10 protein-coding genes are annotated in these 16,353 nt (G+C 68.9%); 9 read left to right on the top strand and 1 reads right to left on the bottom strand.

All coding sequences use genetic code 11. The features are described from left to right. Nucleotides 1-41: 41 nt before the first annotated feature. The 9 genes from NK718_RS16840 (at nt 42) to betA (ending at nt 14,298) form a co-directional block, all read left to right on the top strand. Nucleotides 42-1,967, top strand: a complete 1,926-nt coding sequence (locus tag NK718_RS16840) for a hypothetical protein (RefSeq protein WP_254744643.1) — start codon at nt 42-44, stop codon at nt 1,965-1,967. A gap of 84 nt (nt 1,968-2,051) precedes the next feature. Next, complete coding sequence (locus tag NK718_RS16845) at nt 2,052-2,417, top strand: PilZ domain-containing protein (RefSeq protein ID WP_254744645.1); 366 nt, start codon at nt 2,052-2,054, stop codon at nt 2,415-2,417. Between the two features lie 284 nt (nt 2,418-2,701). Continuing rightward, nucleotides 2,702-4,291 (top strand): TolC family protein, encoded by a 1,590-nt coding sequence (locus tag NK718_RS16850; protein WP_254744648.1) that lies wholly within the window; start codon nt 2,702-2,704, stop codon nt 4,289-4,291. 223 nt (nt 4,292-4,514) lie between these two features. Continuing rightward, on the top strand, nt 4,515-6,302 hold the full coding sequence (locus tag NK718_RS16855) for an adenylate/guanylate cyclase domain-containing protein (RefSeq protein WP_254744650.1): 1,788 nt from the start codon (nt 4,515-4,517) through the stop codon (nt 6,300-6,302). Nucleotides 6,303-6,327: 25 nt separating this feature from the next. Next, nucleotides 6,328-7,539, top strand: coding sequence for a phosphatase PAP2 family protein (locus NK718_RS16860; RefSeq protein ID WP_254744652.1), 1,212 nt, complete (start codon nt 6,328-6,330; stop codon nt 7,537-7,539). A 27-nt stretch (nt 7,540-7,566) separates the two neighbouring features. Continuing rightward, complete coding sequence (locus NK718_RS16865; protein ID WP_254744654.1) at nt 7,567-9,642, top strand: S8/S53 family peptidase; 2,076 nt, start codon at nt 7,567-7,569, stop codon at nt 9,640-9,642. Between the two features lie 132 nt (nt 9,643-9,774). Next, nucleotides 9,775-10,791, top strand: coding sequence for a GlxA family transcriptional regulator (locus tag NK718_RS16870; RefSeq protein ID WP_254744656.1), 1,017 nt, complete (start codon nt 9,775-9,777; stop codon nt 10,789-10,791). A gap of 136 nt (nt 10,792-10,927) precedes the next feature. After that, nucleotides 10,928-12,613, top strand: coding sequence for a formate--tetrahydrofolate ligase (locus NK718_RS16875; RefSeq protein ID WP_254744658.1), 1,686 nt, complete (start codon nt 10,928-10,930; stop codon nt 12,611-12,613). 8 nt (nt 12,614-12,621) lie between these two features. Further along, entirely contained in the window at nt 12,622-14,298 is a 1,677-nt protein-coding gene (betA, locus tag NK718_RS16880) for a choline dehydrogenase (RefSeq protein WP_254744660.1), read from the top strand. A 3-nt stretch (nt 14,299-14,301) separates the two neighbouring features. Here betA and NK718_RS16885 read toward each other — a convergent pair whose 3' ends face one another. Next, on the bottom strand, nt 14,302-16,308 hold the full coding sequence (locus NK718_RS16885) for a hydantoinase/oxoprolinase family protein (protein ID WP_254744662.1): 2,007 nt from the start codon (nt 16,306-16,308) through the stop codon (nt 14,302-14,304). Nucleotides 16,309-16,353 lie beyond the last annotated feature (45 nt).

Here is a 16,353-nt window from a genome sequence, read left to right on the forward strand (position 1 = left end):
ATTTTATTGTATAAATTTGCGTTAGGTGTTCGGAGCTTGCCATGACGGCTCAATTGAGAGTTCAGCTGGTGCGAGTGGGGATCGTGTATCTCCTGCTCGCGGCCCTGTGCACATGGCAATGGCACTTCATCTATATTGGCCTCATCTCGAACACCTATCTGAACGTGATGATCATCGCGGTGTTCGTGTTCGGCTCGTCGCGCGTCATCATTGGAATGTTCAAGCTGCGCAACGAACATCGCGCGGTCGCCGCCCTGCAGGAAATCTGGAGCGATATCACCGACACGCGCAAGAACGGCGTGACCGATCCGCTGGCCCGCCACTTCCGGTGCTTCGAGCCGGGCACGCTGTACCGCCGGCCACATCTTCTCGGGCACATTTTCGACTTCACGCAAGAGGAATTGCTGCGCAACAAGCGCATGAGGATCTCTGTCAGCACCATGCAGAACCTGGTGCATGCGGTTGACGGGCGTATCGCGCTCGACCGCCAGCTCGTCATCTATCTCACCGGCGTGTGCATCCTCCTCGGCCTCCTGGGCACCTTCATCGGCCTGATGGAGATGGTCGGGTCGGTGGGCGCGATCATCGGCGGAGTGGCCGGTGAAGACGCGACTTCGCCGGACGCCGTGAAGGGGCTTATCCGCGATCTGCAGGTGCCTCTGACGGCGATGGCCACCGGCTTTTCGGCGTCGCTGTTCGGGCTGTTCGGCTCGCTCGTACTCGGGCTGATCAGCCGCTTCGCGAGCCAGGCCACCAACGCTGTCCGCGACGAATTCGAGGCCTGGCTCGCCGGCATCTCCGACATGGAGAACGCCAACGAAATCCAGCCGACCGGCGAAGGAACGGGATTGCGCGTCGTCGCCGGGCAGATCGGCGGCCTGGCCGTCGCGCTGATGGGCAGCTTCCGTCATGCCAACCAGACGTTCGACGCCGCCGCGGAAAGCATTCGCCGCCTCGCCCAGCGCCACGGAGAGCAGGCGGAAATGCTCTCCGACGTTTGCCGGCACATCGAAAGCTTTTCGCGCCACGAAAACGACATTCGAGACGCTCTGGCGCGGACCGACGCGACGCGCGCCGAACTGTCGGAACTGCGTCGCGAAGTGGCGCAGGTGGCCGAGCGTGTCGACACGCGGCTCGTGGAGGGCTTCGCGGGCGTCGGCCAGCGGATCGAGGCGCACCACGGGTCGCACCTCGCGGTGCTTCGTCAACTCGCCGCGGACCAGCATGCCATGGGCGAGCAGGCGCGCCAGAACACGGCCCGTCTCGACGAGAGCTTCACGACGCTCGCCGCAAGCGTCGAGGGCGCGCGCCAGGAGCTGACGGACAGGATCGCCGCCATTTCGAACGCGCAGGATGTCGCCGTGACGAAGATGCGGGAGGTGGAGACGCTCGCCCATCTCGGCAATGCTCACGCCGCCGCCGCCGAGACCTGGCAGGAGCGGCACGGCGAGGCGCTGGCGGCCCTGGCGCGTCGCGAGGGCGACACCGCGACGACCGTTCACTCGCTCACGGAGCAGATGGCCCGGCAGCCGGAGGCTTTCGCCGCCGCCATCAGGCCCGCGCTTGACGCCGGCCTCGGCGAGATCGCGCGCGCCATGTCCGAGACCGCGCGCACGCTGGGCGTCGGGTTCACCCGGCTTTCGGAAGAGCAGGCGGAACTCGCCGCCTCCCTGGACACTTCCGGCCCCGCCAACGTCATGGTTCATGAGTTGCGGGGCGTGGCGCGGTCGATCGAGTCCGGCATGGCCGACGGATTCGCCGACCTGTCCCGCACCATGGAGGCGGTGCTGGTGTCCTACTCGGAACTGGCGCGCGGCAATCATCGGTCTCCCCAGCCTGACATCGCCCCCATTTCGTTCGCGCCAGCCGAGGCGCCCGCTTCGCCGTTGGATTCGGTGCAGTCTCTGGCGCGGCTGCGCGCCTTGGCGGAAAAACTGCGGTCGGGGTCTCCCGCCGCGCGGAACTAAGGGACTGGCGCCAGCTCCCGGCGGAACCGACAGGTGGCCGGGACAGGACAACGAACTGGGCAGGACCAGGAAGGAGTGGACGGGATGAGTGTACTGTCGATGCCGGGCGTCGCGCGGATCCGCTCGCTCCTCTCACAGCGGGCGCAGTTCGCGCGGGTCCACCAGCGGCTGCCGTGCTGCGTTCCGGGCAGCCTCTACTTTATCGACCGTGATTACGAGATCGACGGCCTCGTCCTGGAGCTGTCGCGCGGCGGCGTTTTGTTCCGCGAAGCCAGCACCTACATCCTCGATCGGCGCGGCTGCGAGGTGGAGGTTCGCCTGCTCGACCTGCGTTGGCCGGGGACGATCGTGAACTGCCGAACCGAGGGCTACGGCATTCGATTCCGTAACACACTGGACGATGCGGCGGTGACCGAACTGGTCAAGGATTACGGCCTCAACCCGGCCTAAGGGACAGTTCCCTCACTTCGCCTTTACTTCGAAAGAAGCCAGCAAACGCCTGCGCGCGTTGGTGGCAGCGCCTTGGCGATCTCCCAAGCATTGCAAGAAGTCGCCATCAACTTGGGCGGGATTCAAGGTTGTCGTGGCGCGTGTTGCGCCGCGCGATCTCCCGGCAAAAGTAAATAAACCCTTAACAACAGACATCTTGCCGGATTCGGCTTTCCATCGTAGTTAAGGAGAAATTATTTCGACTGATTCGTGCGGATTTTCTCCGCGGAAAGACATTGCGGTTGATGCGGATTTGGAGCGCGCATTTCCGGGTTTGGGGGGCGGCGTTCGTCCCCGTTCCGACCATGCTCGCCGCCGCTCTCGCGCTGGCGGGGTGCCAGTCCTCTCCGGAAAAAGCCGGCGGACCGCTCATCCTCGCCAATTCAGCTCCCTCCGACGCCATCGCGAAGACCATCGAACCCATCGATCCCGTCGAAACGGCCTCGATCCAGGCGGCTCCGGAGGTGGTGTCCGGTACGAGCCCGAGCGACACGACCAGGCCGGAGACGACGTCCTCAACCGCCGCGCAGGAGCCGGCGCGGAAGCCCGGGCAGGACCCGGCGCCCAAGGCCGCGGCCGCCGCAACGGGGACTCTGTCCGGCATCGTGCTGGCGGCGCTCGCGGACAACCCCGTCATCGGCATCGCGGCGGCGCGCGCCACGCAATCGCGGGCCGGCGTAGGCGTGGCGAAGTCCGCGCTGTATCCGCAGGTGGCGCTGACCTCGGCCGCCGGCTGGGGCTCGCTGGGCAACTACAGCTCGGAAAATCCCGGCGCGTATTTCGATGCGAGCAACGCAACGGGCGCGGCGCGCGGCGAGATGAATGTCTCGGCCCAGCAGCTCCTGTACAACTTCGGCGCGACGACGCGGGACATCGAGCGCGCCGTCCGTGCGGCCGACGCGGACGCGCTGCGGGTTGTCGCGAGCGCCGAGGACATCGCCTTCAGCGCGGCGCAGACCTATTTGCGCATCCTGATGCTGCGCGAACTGCTCGGCCTGGCCGATGACAATCTGCGCGCGCTGAACGAGATCGCCCGCCTCGTTTCGGATAACGAGAAGAACGGCAACGCCACCATCGCGGATGTGAAACGCGTCTCGGCGCGCGTCGTGGATGCGGAGACGACGCGGGCCGACACGGACTACGACCTCCAGCTTGCGACCAACAAGTTCGAACGCCTCACCCACGTGCGCCCAGCCGCGCTGAAGCAGGCGCCCACGCTCTCCTCGGCGATCCCCCCCGACGAGGTGGCGGCCATCGCGGAAGCCGCCAACGTCAATCCCGCCCTCAACGCACAGAAGGCGGTGATCCGCGCCGCCCAGGCCGAAATCGACGCGGTTCGCTCGTCGGGGCTTCCAAGAATAGGCCTCGACGCCACGGCGCAGAACAAGATGTACGCCAACCGCACGACCAAGACCGAGGTCGACGTGCGCGGCATGGTGCAATTGTCCTACCGCCTGTTCGACGGCGGCCTGAACAGCCAGCAGGTGGAACAGGCGTCCGGCCGGCAGACCGAAGCCGAGATGAAGCTGCGCGACCTCAGGGACGACCTCGTCCAGGAGCTGCGCCAGAACTATCTCTCGATCGGCTCCAGCCGCCGCAAGGCGCAGAGCCTCGCCGACGCCGTCGCCGACAGCAAGAAGGCGCTGGAGCTCTATCGCGAGCAGTTCCAGGGCGGCCGGCGCACGCTGCTCGAGCTCCTCGACGTTCAGAACTCCTACGTCACCGCCCGGCGCGCCCAGGTGACCAACGCGTTCGACGAACGCCAGGCGACCTACGCGATCTTGCGGAGCCTCGGCCGTTTCGTCCGCACCGCGCTCGCACCTTCGCGAGGCTGAGGCGCTTCGCCTCTCGGCGATCCCGCAATCGGCACAGTTCCCCTCTCACGCGCCGTCGGCCGCGTCCGGGTAGACGCGCCGAATGCGTCGTCGGTTCGCCAGGCATGCATCGCAATGCAACTGCCGGTTGCGGAACCTTCGAAACGGGCGTTAGATATTCCGCCTGCCAACTCTTCCGCCGGATCCGGCGCCCGAGTGTGCTCGATTACGCATGGAGTGTGATTTGAGCGGATCGGACAGTGCCAGTCTTGTCCGGTACTCGGCCGTCACGCGGGCGCACCGCGCCATCATCTTCATGGACGTGGTCGAGTCGGTCCGCCTGGTCGAGGAGGACGAGGCCGGCTTTCTGGGGCGTTGGCTCGCCCTTGTCGAGACGATCCGGTCCGATATTCTCGCGCCTCTCAACGGCCGCCTGATCAAGAGCCTCGGCGACGGCCTGCTGCTCGATTTTTCCGACGTCCGCTCCGCCGTGACCGCGGCTTTCGCGATCCGCGACGTCGCGCAGCGGCTGAACGAAGGCCTCCCGGTCAACGCCCGGATTCACTTGCGGGCGGGCATCGAGACCAGCGACGTGGTGCTCGACCAGAACGACATCTACGGACGGGGCGTGAACCGCGCCGCTCGCCTCGTGACTTTGGCCGGGCCCGACCAGATCGTCATCTCGGCGGCAGTCCGCGACGGGCTGACCGCCGACCTCGACGCCGACATCGAGGACCTGGGCGATTGCTACCTGAAACACCTGGCGCAGCCCGTCCGCGCCTACCGCATCGGGCCGCCAGGGCCGAACCCCGTGAGCGAGCCCGCCTATTTCTTCACCGAGCTGCTACCCTCGCTCGCCATCGTGCCCTTCATCACGCGCGACAGCGACCAGAACGACCTGCTCGGCGAGGTCGTCGCCGAGGAACTGATCAGGGACCTGTCCCGCTCGACCGAACTGAACCTCGTCTCCCGCCTGTCGACGACGGCGTTTCGCGGGCGCGGAGCGACGCTCGAGCAAATCCGCGCCAATCTGCAGGCCGACTACGTGCTCTCCGGGGAATACCGCACCAGCGGCCAGTCGATCACGATCGACACCGAGCTGGCCGACTGCAAGACGGGCCAGATCGTCCTGACGACGCGGCAAAAGGGCAAGGTCGCGGGCCTGCTCGGCGGCCGCCGGGAGATGATCGACCACATCGCCGCCGACGTGAACAAGGCGGTGATGAAGCGCGAGTTGCAGCGCGCGCAGTCCCAGGCGCTTCCGACGCTGACGAGCTACACCTTGCTGATCGCCGCGATCGCGCTGATGCACCGCCTTTCGGCAAGCGACTTCGACAGCGCCAAGGCTCTGCTCGACGAACTCGTGGAACGGGGACGCCGCCAGGCCATCCCGCAGGCCTGGCTCGCGAACTGGCACGTGCTGCGCGTGCAGCAGGGCTGGTCCGACGATCCCGATCGCGACGCGCAGATGGCGCTGCAATGCACGAAGCAGGCGCTCGACAGCGACCCGACGTGCTCGCTGGCGCTGGCGGTCGACGGCTTCGTTCATACCAACCTGCTGCGGCGGCTCGACGTGGCGCGCGAGCGCTACGACCTCGCGCTGCGCAACAACCCGAACGATCCGCTGGCGTGGTCCCTCAAGGGCACGCTGCACGCCTTCATGGGCGAAGGACCGCAGGCGATGACCTGCACGAGGCGAGCGCTGCGCCTGTCGCCTCTCGATCCGCGACGCTGGTTCTACGATTCGCTCGCGGCCTCCGCCTGCATTTCCGCGCGCCAGTACGACGCCGCCGTACAACTGGCCCGCCGCTCGCTGCGCGCCAATCGAAACCACACCTCGACCCTGCGCGTCCTGTCCGTCGCCCAATGGCAGCTGGGCGACCATGACGGCGCGCGCGCGACGACCCGGGAGCTGTTGCGACTGGACCCGCAACTCACCGTGCAGGGATGGCTGGCCCGCGCGCCGAGTTCGCCGTTCTGGGTGGGGCAGGAATTCGCGCAGGTCCTCGGCATGACGGGAGTGCCTGACTGACATCTTCGCAAGGGGGGCGGAAACGATGAGCCAGTTATCCGGGGAAGGCGGCTTCGGCGGCTTTGGCGGTTTCGGCGGCTTCGGCGGCTTCGGCGGTTTCGGAGGATTCGGGGGCTTCGGCGGGTTCGGGGGCTTCGGAGGATTCGGCGGGTTCGGCGGGTCGCCGTACGATCATCCGCTCGTGTCCGAGGCGCTGGTCCGCACGCGCGACGGGCTTGTCGGCACGTGGGACAAGCCGAGCGTCCCGCCTTCCGAATTGGCCATCGAGGACGCGGATAATCTCGCCCGCTGGTCCGCTTTCATTCGCGGTGGCGTGATCGACTTCGAGTTGATGTCGCGGATCGGCTTCACGGCCGAGGACCCCGATCCCGGCTCGGGCCGGCCAACCCACATGAAGGTCTGGCATCTCGAATCGTCCGTGGCGGCGAAGCCGGGTCGCCCGCCGACGGCGAGCTACAAGCCTCTCCTTGAAATCCGGCGCCCGAGCATGGCCGTGTTTCGCCGACAGCTCGATTTCCTGAACGAATACGCGGAACTCAGAACGGACCGCGGCGCGGAGATCCTGACGCAGATGAACGGCGGCTTCGCGTTCGTCGCCTCGGTCTCCAACATCAGTCCGGACCGCACGCCCTTCACTATCGAATTGCTGGCCGCCGCGCAGCGCCTGACCATCTTCGTCCACCTGCGCTTGAAGCACGCGCTGGCGTGCAAGCGGCCGGTTGAGCACACGCCGCAGGTGCAGCCCGTCATCGCCACTCCGGGGCATGCGTCCTTCCCGAGCGGACACGCCTCGGAGGCCTTCGCGACGGCGGTGGTGCTGTGGCATCTGCAACGCGCGGCCAATCCCAACCCGGGCGATCCGTTCATTTACAACAGCCGGAAATGGCGGGTGCAGCTTCTCAGGCTCGCCGCGCGCATCGCGCAGAACCGGACCGTCGCGGGCCTGCATTTCCCGGTCGACAGCATCGTGGGGATGCTGATCGGCGTCACCGTCGGGCAATACCTGGTGACGCGGTTTTCCCAAGGCTCCGCCTATCGCGCTTGGCGGTTCGACGGATCGCATTTCAACGGCGACACGGACTTCGTCTGGCACAAGCTCTACGACGTGGATCAGGAACGCCTCGTTCGCACCACGCCCAAGTATTCGTCGCTGATTGGCCAGGCCAACATCGACCCGAGCTCCGCCGACGGCATTCTGGCGTGGCTGTGGAACAAGGCCCGCGCCGAGTGGGCGTGACCCGACGGGCGGCGGAGGGCGATCGCGATGCGCTGGATCTCGAGAACGCTGGATGACACGGGTGGAAACCTCGATCCGTATCTCGCGTGGACGACCGGCCCGGGCCGGCCCGATGCGTTGCTGCCCGGCCAGGTCGGCCAACGCACGTCGGTGTTGTTCTCGCTGAACATGGGCGCGGCCAACGCGCTGCTCGGCAGCGGCGACGTCCCCAATGAAACGCGCGAACTGGTCGAGGCTTTCATCGAGGCCAGCCAGACGATCACATACGGCGCCCTCAGGCCCGACCGGTTTCACACCGCGTTCCTGCCGGCTGCCGCACACTTGAGAGGGCGGGATCTGATCGGGCCCGTGCTGCCGGTGCTCGACCGCGTGTGCTTCGGGCCGCCGCTCCCTGAAAGATGCCTCGACAAAGGCATCGTCGCGACCGCGCAGGAGGCGGTCGCGAGGGTGAAGCGCGGCAAGGTCTCGCCCAACACGGTCGTGGTCGGCGTCATCGACGACGGCCTGCCCTTCGCGCACGAACGGTTCAGGGACAGGAACGGCCGCACGCGGGTCGAGGCCGTGTGGGTCCAGGACGGCGACTATCGCGGCCCGGTCGACATCTTCCGCTACGGACGTGAGATCACCCGCGACGAAATCGACCAGGCGCTCGACGATTGCCGTCCCGGCGGTCCCGTCGATGAGGACGAGGTCTACCGCAGGCTGCACGTGGCGGATTTCGCCCGCAGCGGCTGGCGCTCCCTGGCGCGCCACGCCACCCATGGGGCGCATGTCATGGACCTCGCCTGCGGGTTTGACCCCGCCGACGCGCCCGACTGGATTCTCGTCGGCGTCCAACTGCCGGTCGCCACGACCCGCAACACGTCCGGGACCACCCTGGCGAGCTATGCCTCGGACGCGCTGAAATACATCCGCAACACGGCGCTCACGCTCGCCAATGGCGGGCCGCGCCTGCCGGTCGTGGTCAATCTCAGCTACGGGCTCGTCGCCGGCCCGCACGACGGCACGCACATCCTCGAGGAGGCCATCGACACGGTCGTGCGGGATTACAACCAGGCCGGCGCTGGCCTGCCGATGCGCGTCGTGCTGCCGTCCGGCAACAGCCGCCAGGGGCGGGGGCACGCCGAGTTCCAGTTCACGCCGGCCAAGCCCGAGCACGAGCTGTCGTGGCGGGTTCACCCGGACGACCTGACGCCGAGCTTTGTCGAGATCTGGCTGCCGCCGGCCGTGGCGGTGTCGCGCCGCGTCGAAGTCATCGTGGTTCCGCCCGGCGCGCGCCCGGCCAGCCCGCCGCTGGGCGAAGGCGACGCCAAGGCGCTCGAACTGGAGGACGACGGCGGCGTGCTGTGCCAGGTCACCTATCACCAGCCCACGCCCGGCTCGCAGCGCGGCATGTTCCTGATCGCGCTGCAGCCGACCGCGCGCATCGAGGGAGCCGGTTCGCTGACGCCGGTCGACCCCATCGCGCCGTCCGGCGTCTGGACCGTTCGCGTCAGGAATCTCGGCCTGACCCGCCGCGAGACGGTCGCCTGCTGGGTGCAGCGCGACGATACGCCGTTCGGCTATCCGCCGCGCGGCCGGCAGTCCTTCTTCGAGGACAGGCAATATCGCCGCTTCGACGAGAAAGGCCGGGTCGAGGACGGCCGCGATCTCCCCGGCTGTCCCATCAAGCGCGACGGCTTGATGAACGCCATCGCGACGGGCGACGAGCCGGTGGTCGTCGCCGGATTTCGCGCGGACAACGGGAGCTTGCTGGATTACTCGGCCGGCGGGCCGACGCCTGGAACCCCGGGCGCCTCCCTCTGGACACGCACCGGCCCGGACGTGGCCGCCCGGAGCGAGGACTCAGGAGCTTGTCCCGGCGTCTTCGGAGCCGGCACGCGCACCGGCTCCCTCGTGGCGATGGGCGGCACCAGCGTGGCCGCGCCACGCGTGGCGCGGCTGATCGCCGAGTTTCTGGCCGAGCCCTCCGCCCATGCCGGCACGGGCGGGCGCCCCGACGTCCGGTCGCTGGCTGCCCCAACTCCCGTCCTGCCGCCCGAGCGTGCCGGAGCGGGCGTCATCGACGTGCCGCCCGTGCATCGCCGCAGGCGTCGCCTCTGACAACGTGGCGTTGCGGCATGAGGACGCGACACGCCGTTAGCGCGGAGACGACACACATGTCGTGAATTGAATTGACCCTGCGCGGATTTCGACTGACGCTGCCTGCAACCGTCGCAAGCAGGACAGCGCGCCATGCTGCATTCGCCAGGGGCTCGAGGAAACATTGCGCTCGAGACGACGCCGGCCCAGCCCGCCGCGCCGGACAGCGTCCACACGTTCGGGTTCCTCGTGGTGCCCGATTTCTCGATGATCGCCTTCACCTCCGCCATCGAGCCGCTGCGCCTGGCCAATCGGTGCTGCGGACGGCAGGTCTATGGCTGGCGCATCTTCTCGCCGGACGGGCGGCCCGTCACCGCCTCCAACGGCGTGGCGATCGCCGCGGACGGCGCCTACGCCGATGTCGGGCCGATGCCGGCCGTAGTGGTCTGCGCGGGCATCGACGTGCAGCGCTTCGACCATCGCGAACTCATCGCCAAGCTGCGCACGCTGGCCTTCTACGGCGTGTCCATCGGCGCGGTCTGCACCGGCACCTACGTGCTCGCGAAGGCGGGCCTGCTGGCCGGGCGCAAGTGCACCATTCACTGGGAGAACCACGACAGTTTCCGGGAGGAATTCCCCGACATCGAGGTGACGCAGGAGCTGTTCGAGGTGGACCGAAACCGCTTCACCTGCGCGGGCGGCACGGCCGCCATCGACATGATGCTGTCGATGATCGCCAAGCAGAAGGGGCCCGACGTCGCCGCGCAGGTCACCGACCAGATGATCCATCACCGCATCCGCGACGCGCACGAGCGCCAGCGCATGGAGCTGCGGGCCCGGCTCGGCGTCGCCCATCCGAAGCTCATCTCGGTCGTGTCGCACATGGAGAACAGCCTGGAGACGCCGTTGTCCTGCGCGGAGCTCGCGGAAGCGGTGGGCCTGTCCACGCGCCAGCTCGAGCGGCTGTTCCGGCGCTATATCGGCGAAGCCCCGACCCGCTACTATCTCGGCCTGCGCCTCAATCGCGCGCGCTATCTGCTGCGTCAGACCTCCATGCCGGTGCTCACCATCGGCCTGGCGTGCGGATTCGTCTCGGCTTCGCACTTCTCCAAGTGCTACAGCGAGCACTTCGACCGCACGCCGTCGCAGGAGCGACGCAAGGCGGTGTGAAAGCGCCATCTGACGCTTTCTGGCCAGAACGCGCCGCATTGGTCGTCCGGCGCGTCTCGCGAATATCCGACACTCCCTGTCGAAGCTGCGGGAGAGCAGGCGGGAATCCGCGCCTCCCGGGGAGGGGAGTGGCAGGATGCTGAGCGACCTGGACATCGCGCGGGCGGCGCGACTGAAACCGATCGAGACCGTGGCCGAGCGGCTCGGAATTCCCCCGGACGCCTTGCACCATTTCGGCCGGCACATCGCCAAGCTGGACACGGCTTTCGTGCGCGAAGCCGCCAAGCGGCCCCAGGGCAAGCTCATCCTCGTCACCGCCATCAGCCCGACCCCGGCGGGCGAGGGCAAGACCACGACGACCGTGGGCCTCGGCGACGGCCTGAACCGCATCGGCCGCAGCGCGGCGATCTGCCTGCGCGAACCGTCGCTCGGGCCGTGCTTCGGCATGAAGGGCGGAGCGGCCGGCGGCGGCTACGCGCAGGTCGTGCCGATGGAGCAGATCAACCTGCACTTCACCGGGGATTTCCACGCCATCACGGCGGCGAACAACCTGCTCGCGGCCTTGCTCGACAATCATATCTACTGGGGCAACGCGCTCGGCATCGATCCGCGCCGCGTCTCATGGCGTCGCGTGCTGGACATGAACGACCGCGCCTTGCGCTCGCTCGTCAGCTCGCTGGGCGGGGTCTCAAACGGTTTCCCGCGCGAGGATGGCTTCGACATCACGGTCGCCTCGGAGGTGATGGCCGTATTCTGCCTGGCGAGCGATCTCGCCGACCTGGAGGAACGCCTGGGGCGCATCGTCGTCGCGCAGACGCGGGACCGGAAGCCCGTGACGGCCCGCGACCTCAAGGCCGCCGGCGCGATGACCGTGCTGCTCAAGGACGCATTCCAGCCCAATCTCGTCCAGACCCTCGAAGGCACGCCGGCCTTCGTCCACGGCGGGCCATTCGCGAACATCGCGCATGGATGCAACTCCGTCGTGGCGACCAGGACGGCCCTTCATCTGGCCGACTTCGTCGTGACGGAGGCGGGGTTCGGCGCCGACCTCGGGGCCGAGAAGTTTTTTGACATCAAGTGCCGCAAGGCGGGGCTGGAGCCGGCGGCGGCGGTCCTCGTCGCCACCGTGCGCGCGCTCAAGATGCACGGCGGGGTGCCGAAGGACCAGCTCGCGGCCGAGAACCTGCCGGCGCTGCGCAAGGGCATGGCGAATCTCGGCCGCCATCTGGCCAACATCAGGAAGTTCGGCGTACCCGCCGTGGTCGGCGTCAACCGGTTCGCCACCGACACGCCGGACGAACTCGCCCTGATCCAGGAGCTCTGCCGCGCCGAATTCGGAGTCGACGCGATCGTCTGCGACCACTTCGCCCAGGGCTCCGCCGGCATCGAGGCCCTGGCGCACCGTGTGGCGGAGATCGCCCACGCGGCGGGGGCGCTGGACGGGCTGGGCTTCCGTCCGCTCTACGCCGACGAGTTGCCGCTGTGGGACAAGATGAGGCTGATCGCGACCGAGATCTACGGCGCGTCCGACATCATCGCCGACCAGCGCATCCGCAACGAGTTTCGCGAATTGCAGGCCGCCGGCCATGGCGGGCTGCCGATCTGCGTCGCGAAGACGCAATACTCGTTTTCGACCGATCCCGAGCTGCGCGGTGCGCCGAGCGGCCACGTGGTCCCCATCCGCGAAATCCGCCTCTCGGCCGGGGCCGGGTTCGTCGTGGTGATCTGCGGGGAGATCATGACCATGCCGGGCTTGCCGCGCGTGCCCTCCGCCGAGCATATCGGTCTCGATGAAAACGGGCTCGTCGAGGGGCTTTCGTAGCGGCGGGAATGGCGAACCTTCCGGAAACAGTCGATTTTGTGATCGTGGGGGCCGGTTCCGCCGGCTGCGTGATGGCGGCCCGCCTGAGTGAGGACGGACGCCACAGCGTCGCCGTGCTGGAGGCGGGCGGCAGCGACCGCTCGGTGTTCATCCAGATGCCGAGCGCGCTCTCCATCCCGATGAACTCGCCCCGCTACGACTGGGGCTACGAGAGCGAGCCCGAGCCGCACCTCAACGGTCGCCGCCTGCACGTGCCGCGCGGCAAGGTGCTCGGCGGATCGTCGTCGATCAACGGCATGGTCTATATCCGCGGCAACGCGCTCGACTTCGAAGCCTGGGAGGCGCTCGGAGCCGCCGGCTGGGGCTATCGCAACGTGCTGCCCTATTTCCGGCGCGCCGAAACGAGGGAGGAGGGCGGCGACGCCTGGCGCGGCTCCGAAGGGCCCCTGCACACGAGCTACGGGAAGCTCGCCAACCCGCTCTACCGAGCCTTCATCGACGCCGCCGTGCAGGCCGGCTACGCCGAGACGGAGGACGTCAACGGCTACCGGCAGGAGGGCTTCGGACGCATGGACCAGACGATCCATCGCGGACGGCGCTGGAGCGCGGCGAACGCCTATCTCAAGCCGGCCATGCGCCGACCCAACGTGACGGTGGTCACGTCCGCGCAGGCGACCAGCCTGATGTTCGAGGCCGGGCGCGCCGTCGGCGTCGCCTATCGGCGCGGCGGGCCCGCAGGCGAGGAACGCATCGTGCGGGCTCGGCGCGAAGTGATTGTGGCGGCCGGGCCCATCGCCTCTCCGCTCCTGCTGATGCGCTCCGGCATCGGGCCGGCCGCGCACCTCGCAAGCTTCTCGGTGCCGGTGCTGCGCGACCGGCCCGGCGTCGGCGGCAATCTACAGGACCATCTGGAGTTCTATTTCCAGGTGGAGAGCCGCGAGCCGGTGACGCTGTACTCCGCCATGAAGCCGTGGTCGAAGGCGCTGATCGGCCTGCGCTGGCTGCTGCGCGGCGACGGGCTCGGGGCGACCAACCATTTCGAGAGCTGCGGCTTCATCCGCAGCCGCGCCGGGGTGGAATGGCCAGACCTGCAATATCACTTCCTTCCCGCCGCCATCGACTACAACGGCAGGGCGCGCGTGGAGGGGCACGGCTTTCAGGCCCATGTCGGGCCGATGCGCTCCAAGAGCCGGGGCGAAGTGCGGCTCGCCTCGGCCGATCCGTTCGCGCCTCCGAGCATCCGCTTCAACTATATGAGCCACGAGGATGACTGGACGGAGATGCGCGCCGCCGTGCGCCTGACCCGCGAGATCTTCGCCCAGCCGGCCTTCGAGCGGTATCGCGGACGCGAGTTGCAGCCTGGTCCGGACGTGCGGTCCGACGCCGAGATCGACGCGTTCATCCGCGCGCGCGTCGAAAGCGCCTATCACCCGTGCGGCACCTGCCGCATCGGCCGGCCGGACGATCCGCTGGCCGTGGTGGACCCCGAACTGCGCGTCATTGGCGTCGACGGGCTGCGCGTCGCCGACACGTCCGTCATGCCCGTCATCACCACCGGCAACCTGAACGCGCCGGCCATCATGATCGGCGAGAAGGCGTCCGACCACGTTCTCGGAAGGCCGCTTCTGCCCGCGTCCAATGCCGAATTCTACGTCGCTCCCGATTGGCGGATGCGCCAGCGCTGACGCTCAGGCCGGAGGGGCCCAGCACTCGGCGACGATGGTCGCGGCGATCAGCGCGGCGTCCCCCCCGAGGCCCGGAAGATCGACCCGGTCGACGTGAACGTCGACGTGGCGGTCGCGTCCGCCGCCGCGCTCCGCCGCCAGCTCAAGAGCCCGCTCCCGCGCGAGGTCGGTGGCGAGGGCGAGCGCCCGGGTGGGGTCGTCGACCGTCACCGGGGTTCCGCCGCCATGGACGCGGTAGAGGCCGCCTTCGGACGAAATGTCGACGATGGCCTGCGCCTTCACGACGCCGACCGCCGCGCCGACCGCGTTGGCGACCTCGCCGTGCGGCGGCAGCACGATCTCGCAACCGAGGCGGCGGCCGAGTTCGGGGTAGAGGATCGGCGCGGGTCCGCCGACCGCGACGAGCGGCGCGGCCGGCCGCAGGTTCACTGACAGGTGGCGAAAGCGGCCTTCGCCCGAGACGGCCGCCTCGACGATCCCGTCCCCGACCTCGCCCTCCGGCGGGCCACCCGCGAGGCTCTCGATCAGCACCCGGCCGCTCTTCCGCACGGCGGCGTCGAGGACTTCCTCGGCGAACCGGCGCGCCGCCGCGTCGGTTTCCTCGTCGCCGCGCGGGCGGGCCATGCGGATGCGCCGCTCCAGCAGCAAGGCGCCGAGCACGGCTCCCTCGCGGCTCCACTGGCCCTGCATGCCGAGGATGTGCGCCGCGTCGCTCGGCGTGAACGCGGCGACGATGAGCGCGCCGGCCTCGACCAGTCGCCGCAGCATTCGCTGGCGCGACGGGCTCGACGCGATCCGGGCCAGCGGGGCCGGGCCTTCGCGCACGGAATCCAGTATGCCCAGCTCGGTCTGCGACAGGCCGGCGACGCCGGGTTCGTCGCGCTGGCCGAAGGGGCGCAGCACGAAGCGGTCCGCGTGGGATTCGCCGGTGGGGTCGGCGAGCGCGCGGCGCATCGTGTCGAGCACGCCGGGATGGCGCGCGGCCAGCAGGGACAGCGGCGCGACCCGCCCCGCCGAGAGGACGACGCGGCCCGCGCCCTGCGATACGACCTCGCTGTCGCCGCCCAGCCCGAACGTCCGGACGTCGATGGCCCGCACCAGCGTTCGGCGTCCGCCCACCATCGCTCCGTGCCGGTCGAGCCTGGGCCAGCCCCGCTCCACGACCGCGATATCGGTCGTCGTTCCGCCGACATCGCTGACGACGAGATCGTCGAGGCCGGAGAGGAAGCGCGCGCCGATGACGCTCGCCGCCGGGCCGGACAGGATGGTCTCGACCGGGCGCAGCGCCACCGCGGCGGCCGATGCGAGCGTGCCGTCGCCCTTGACGACGAGCAGCGGGGCGGCGACGCCGTGCCCGGCCATGGCGTCGCGCACCGCCTCGATGAGCAGCGCGATGCGATGCACGATCCGCGCGTTGAGCGCCGCGGTGAGGGCCCGGCGGGGCGCGTCGAGGGCGTGGGCGAGGTCGCTCGACAGCGAGACGGGGCGGCCGGTGGCGGCGATGAGTTCGCGCGCCCGTTCCTCGTGCGAGGCGTTGCGGACCGACCAGTGCGCGGCGACGGCGTAGGCGTCGACGACCGCCGCCGTGTCGTCGAGGAAGCGGGAGACGGCGGCGACGTCCAGTTCCCGCGTCTCCCGGCCGGCGTGGTCGTGCCCGCCGTCGCAGCGCAGGATCCGCGCGCCGGGCAGCGCCGCCTCGATCTCGGCGCGCTTCGCCATGCCGTCGTCGAAGCCGATCAGGATGACGCCGATGGCGGAGCCGTGCCCCTCGACGATGGCGTTGGTCGCCAGCGTGGTGGAGAGCGACACCAGCGCGACGTCCGCCGGGGCGACGCCGGCCAGCGCGAGGCTCAGCGCCTCGGCCACGCCGATGGAGAGATTCCCCTTCGTCGTCAAGGCCTTGGCGGTGGCGACGACGAGCCGGGACGACATCTCGACGACGGCGGCGTCCGTGTAGGTGCCGCCGGTGTCGATGCCGATCGAGTAGCGCGCCCCGGGGGGAAGGGTCATGCCGGATATCCGTGTGGGGGCCGGGCCGGAGGCGCGGCGTCGGCC

The sequence above is a fragment of the Alsobacter ponti genome (genome assembly GCF_024294805.1).
Lineage (GTDB): Bacteria > Pseudomonadota > Alphaproteobacteria > Rhizobiales > Beijerinckiaceae > Alsobacter > Alsobacter ponti.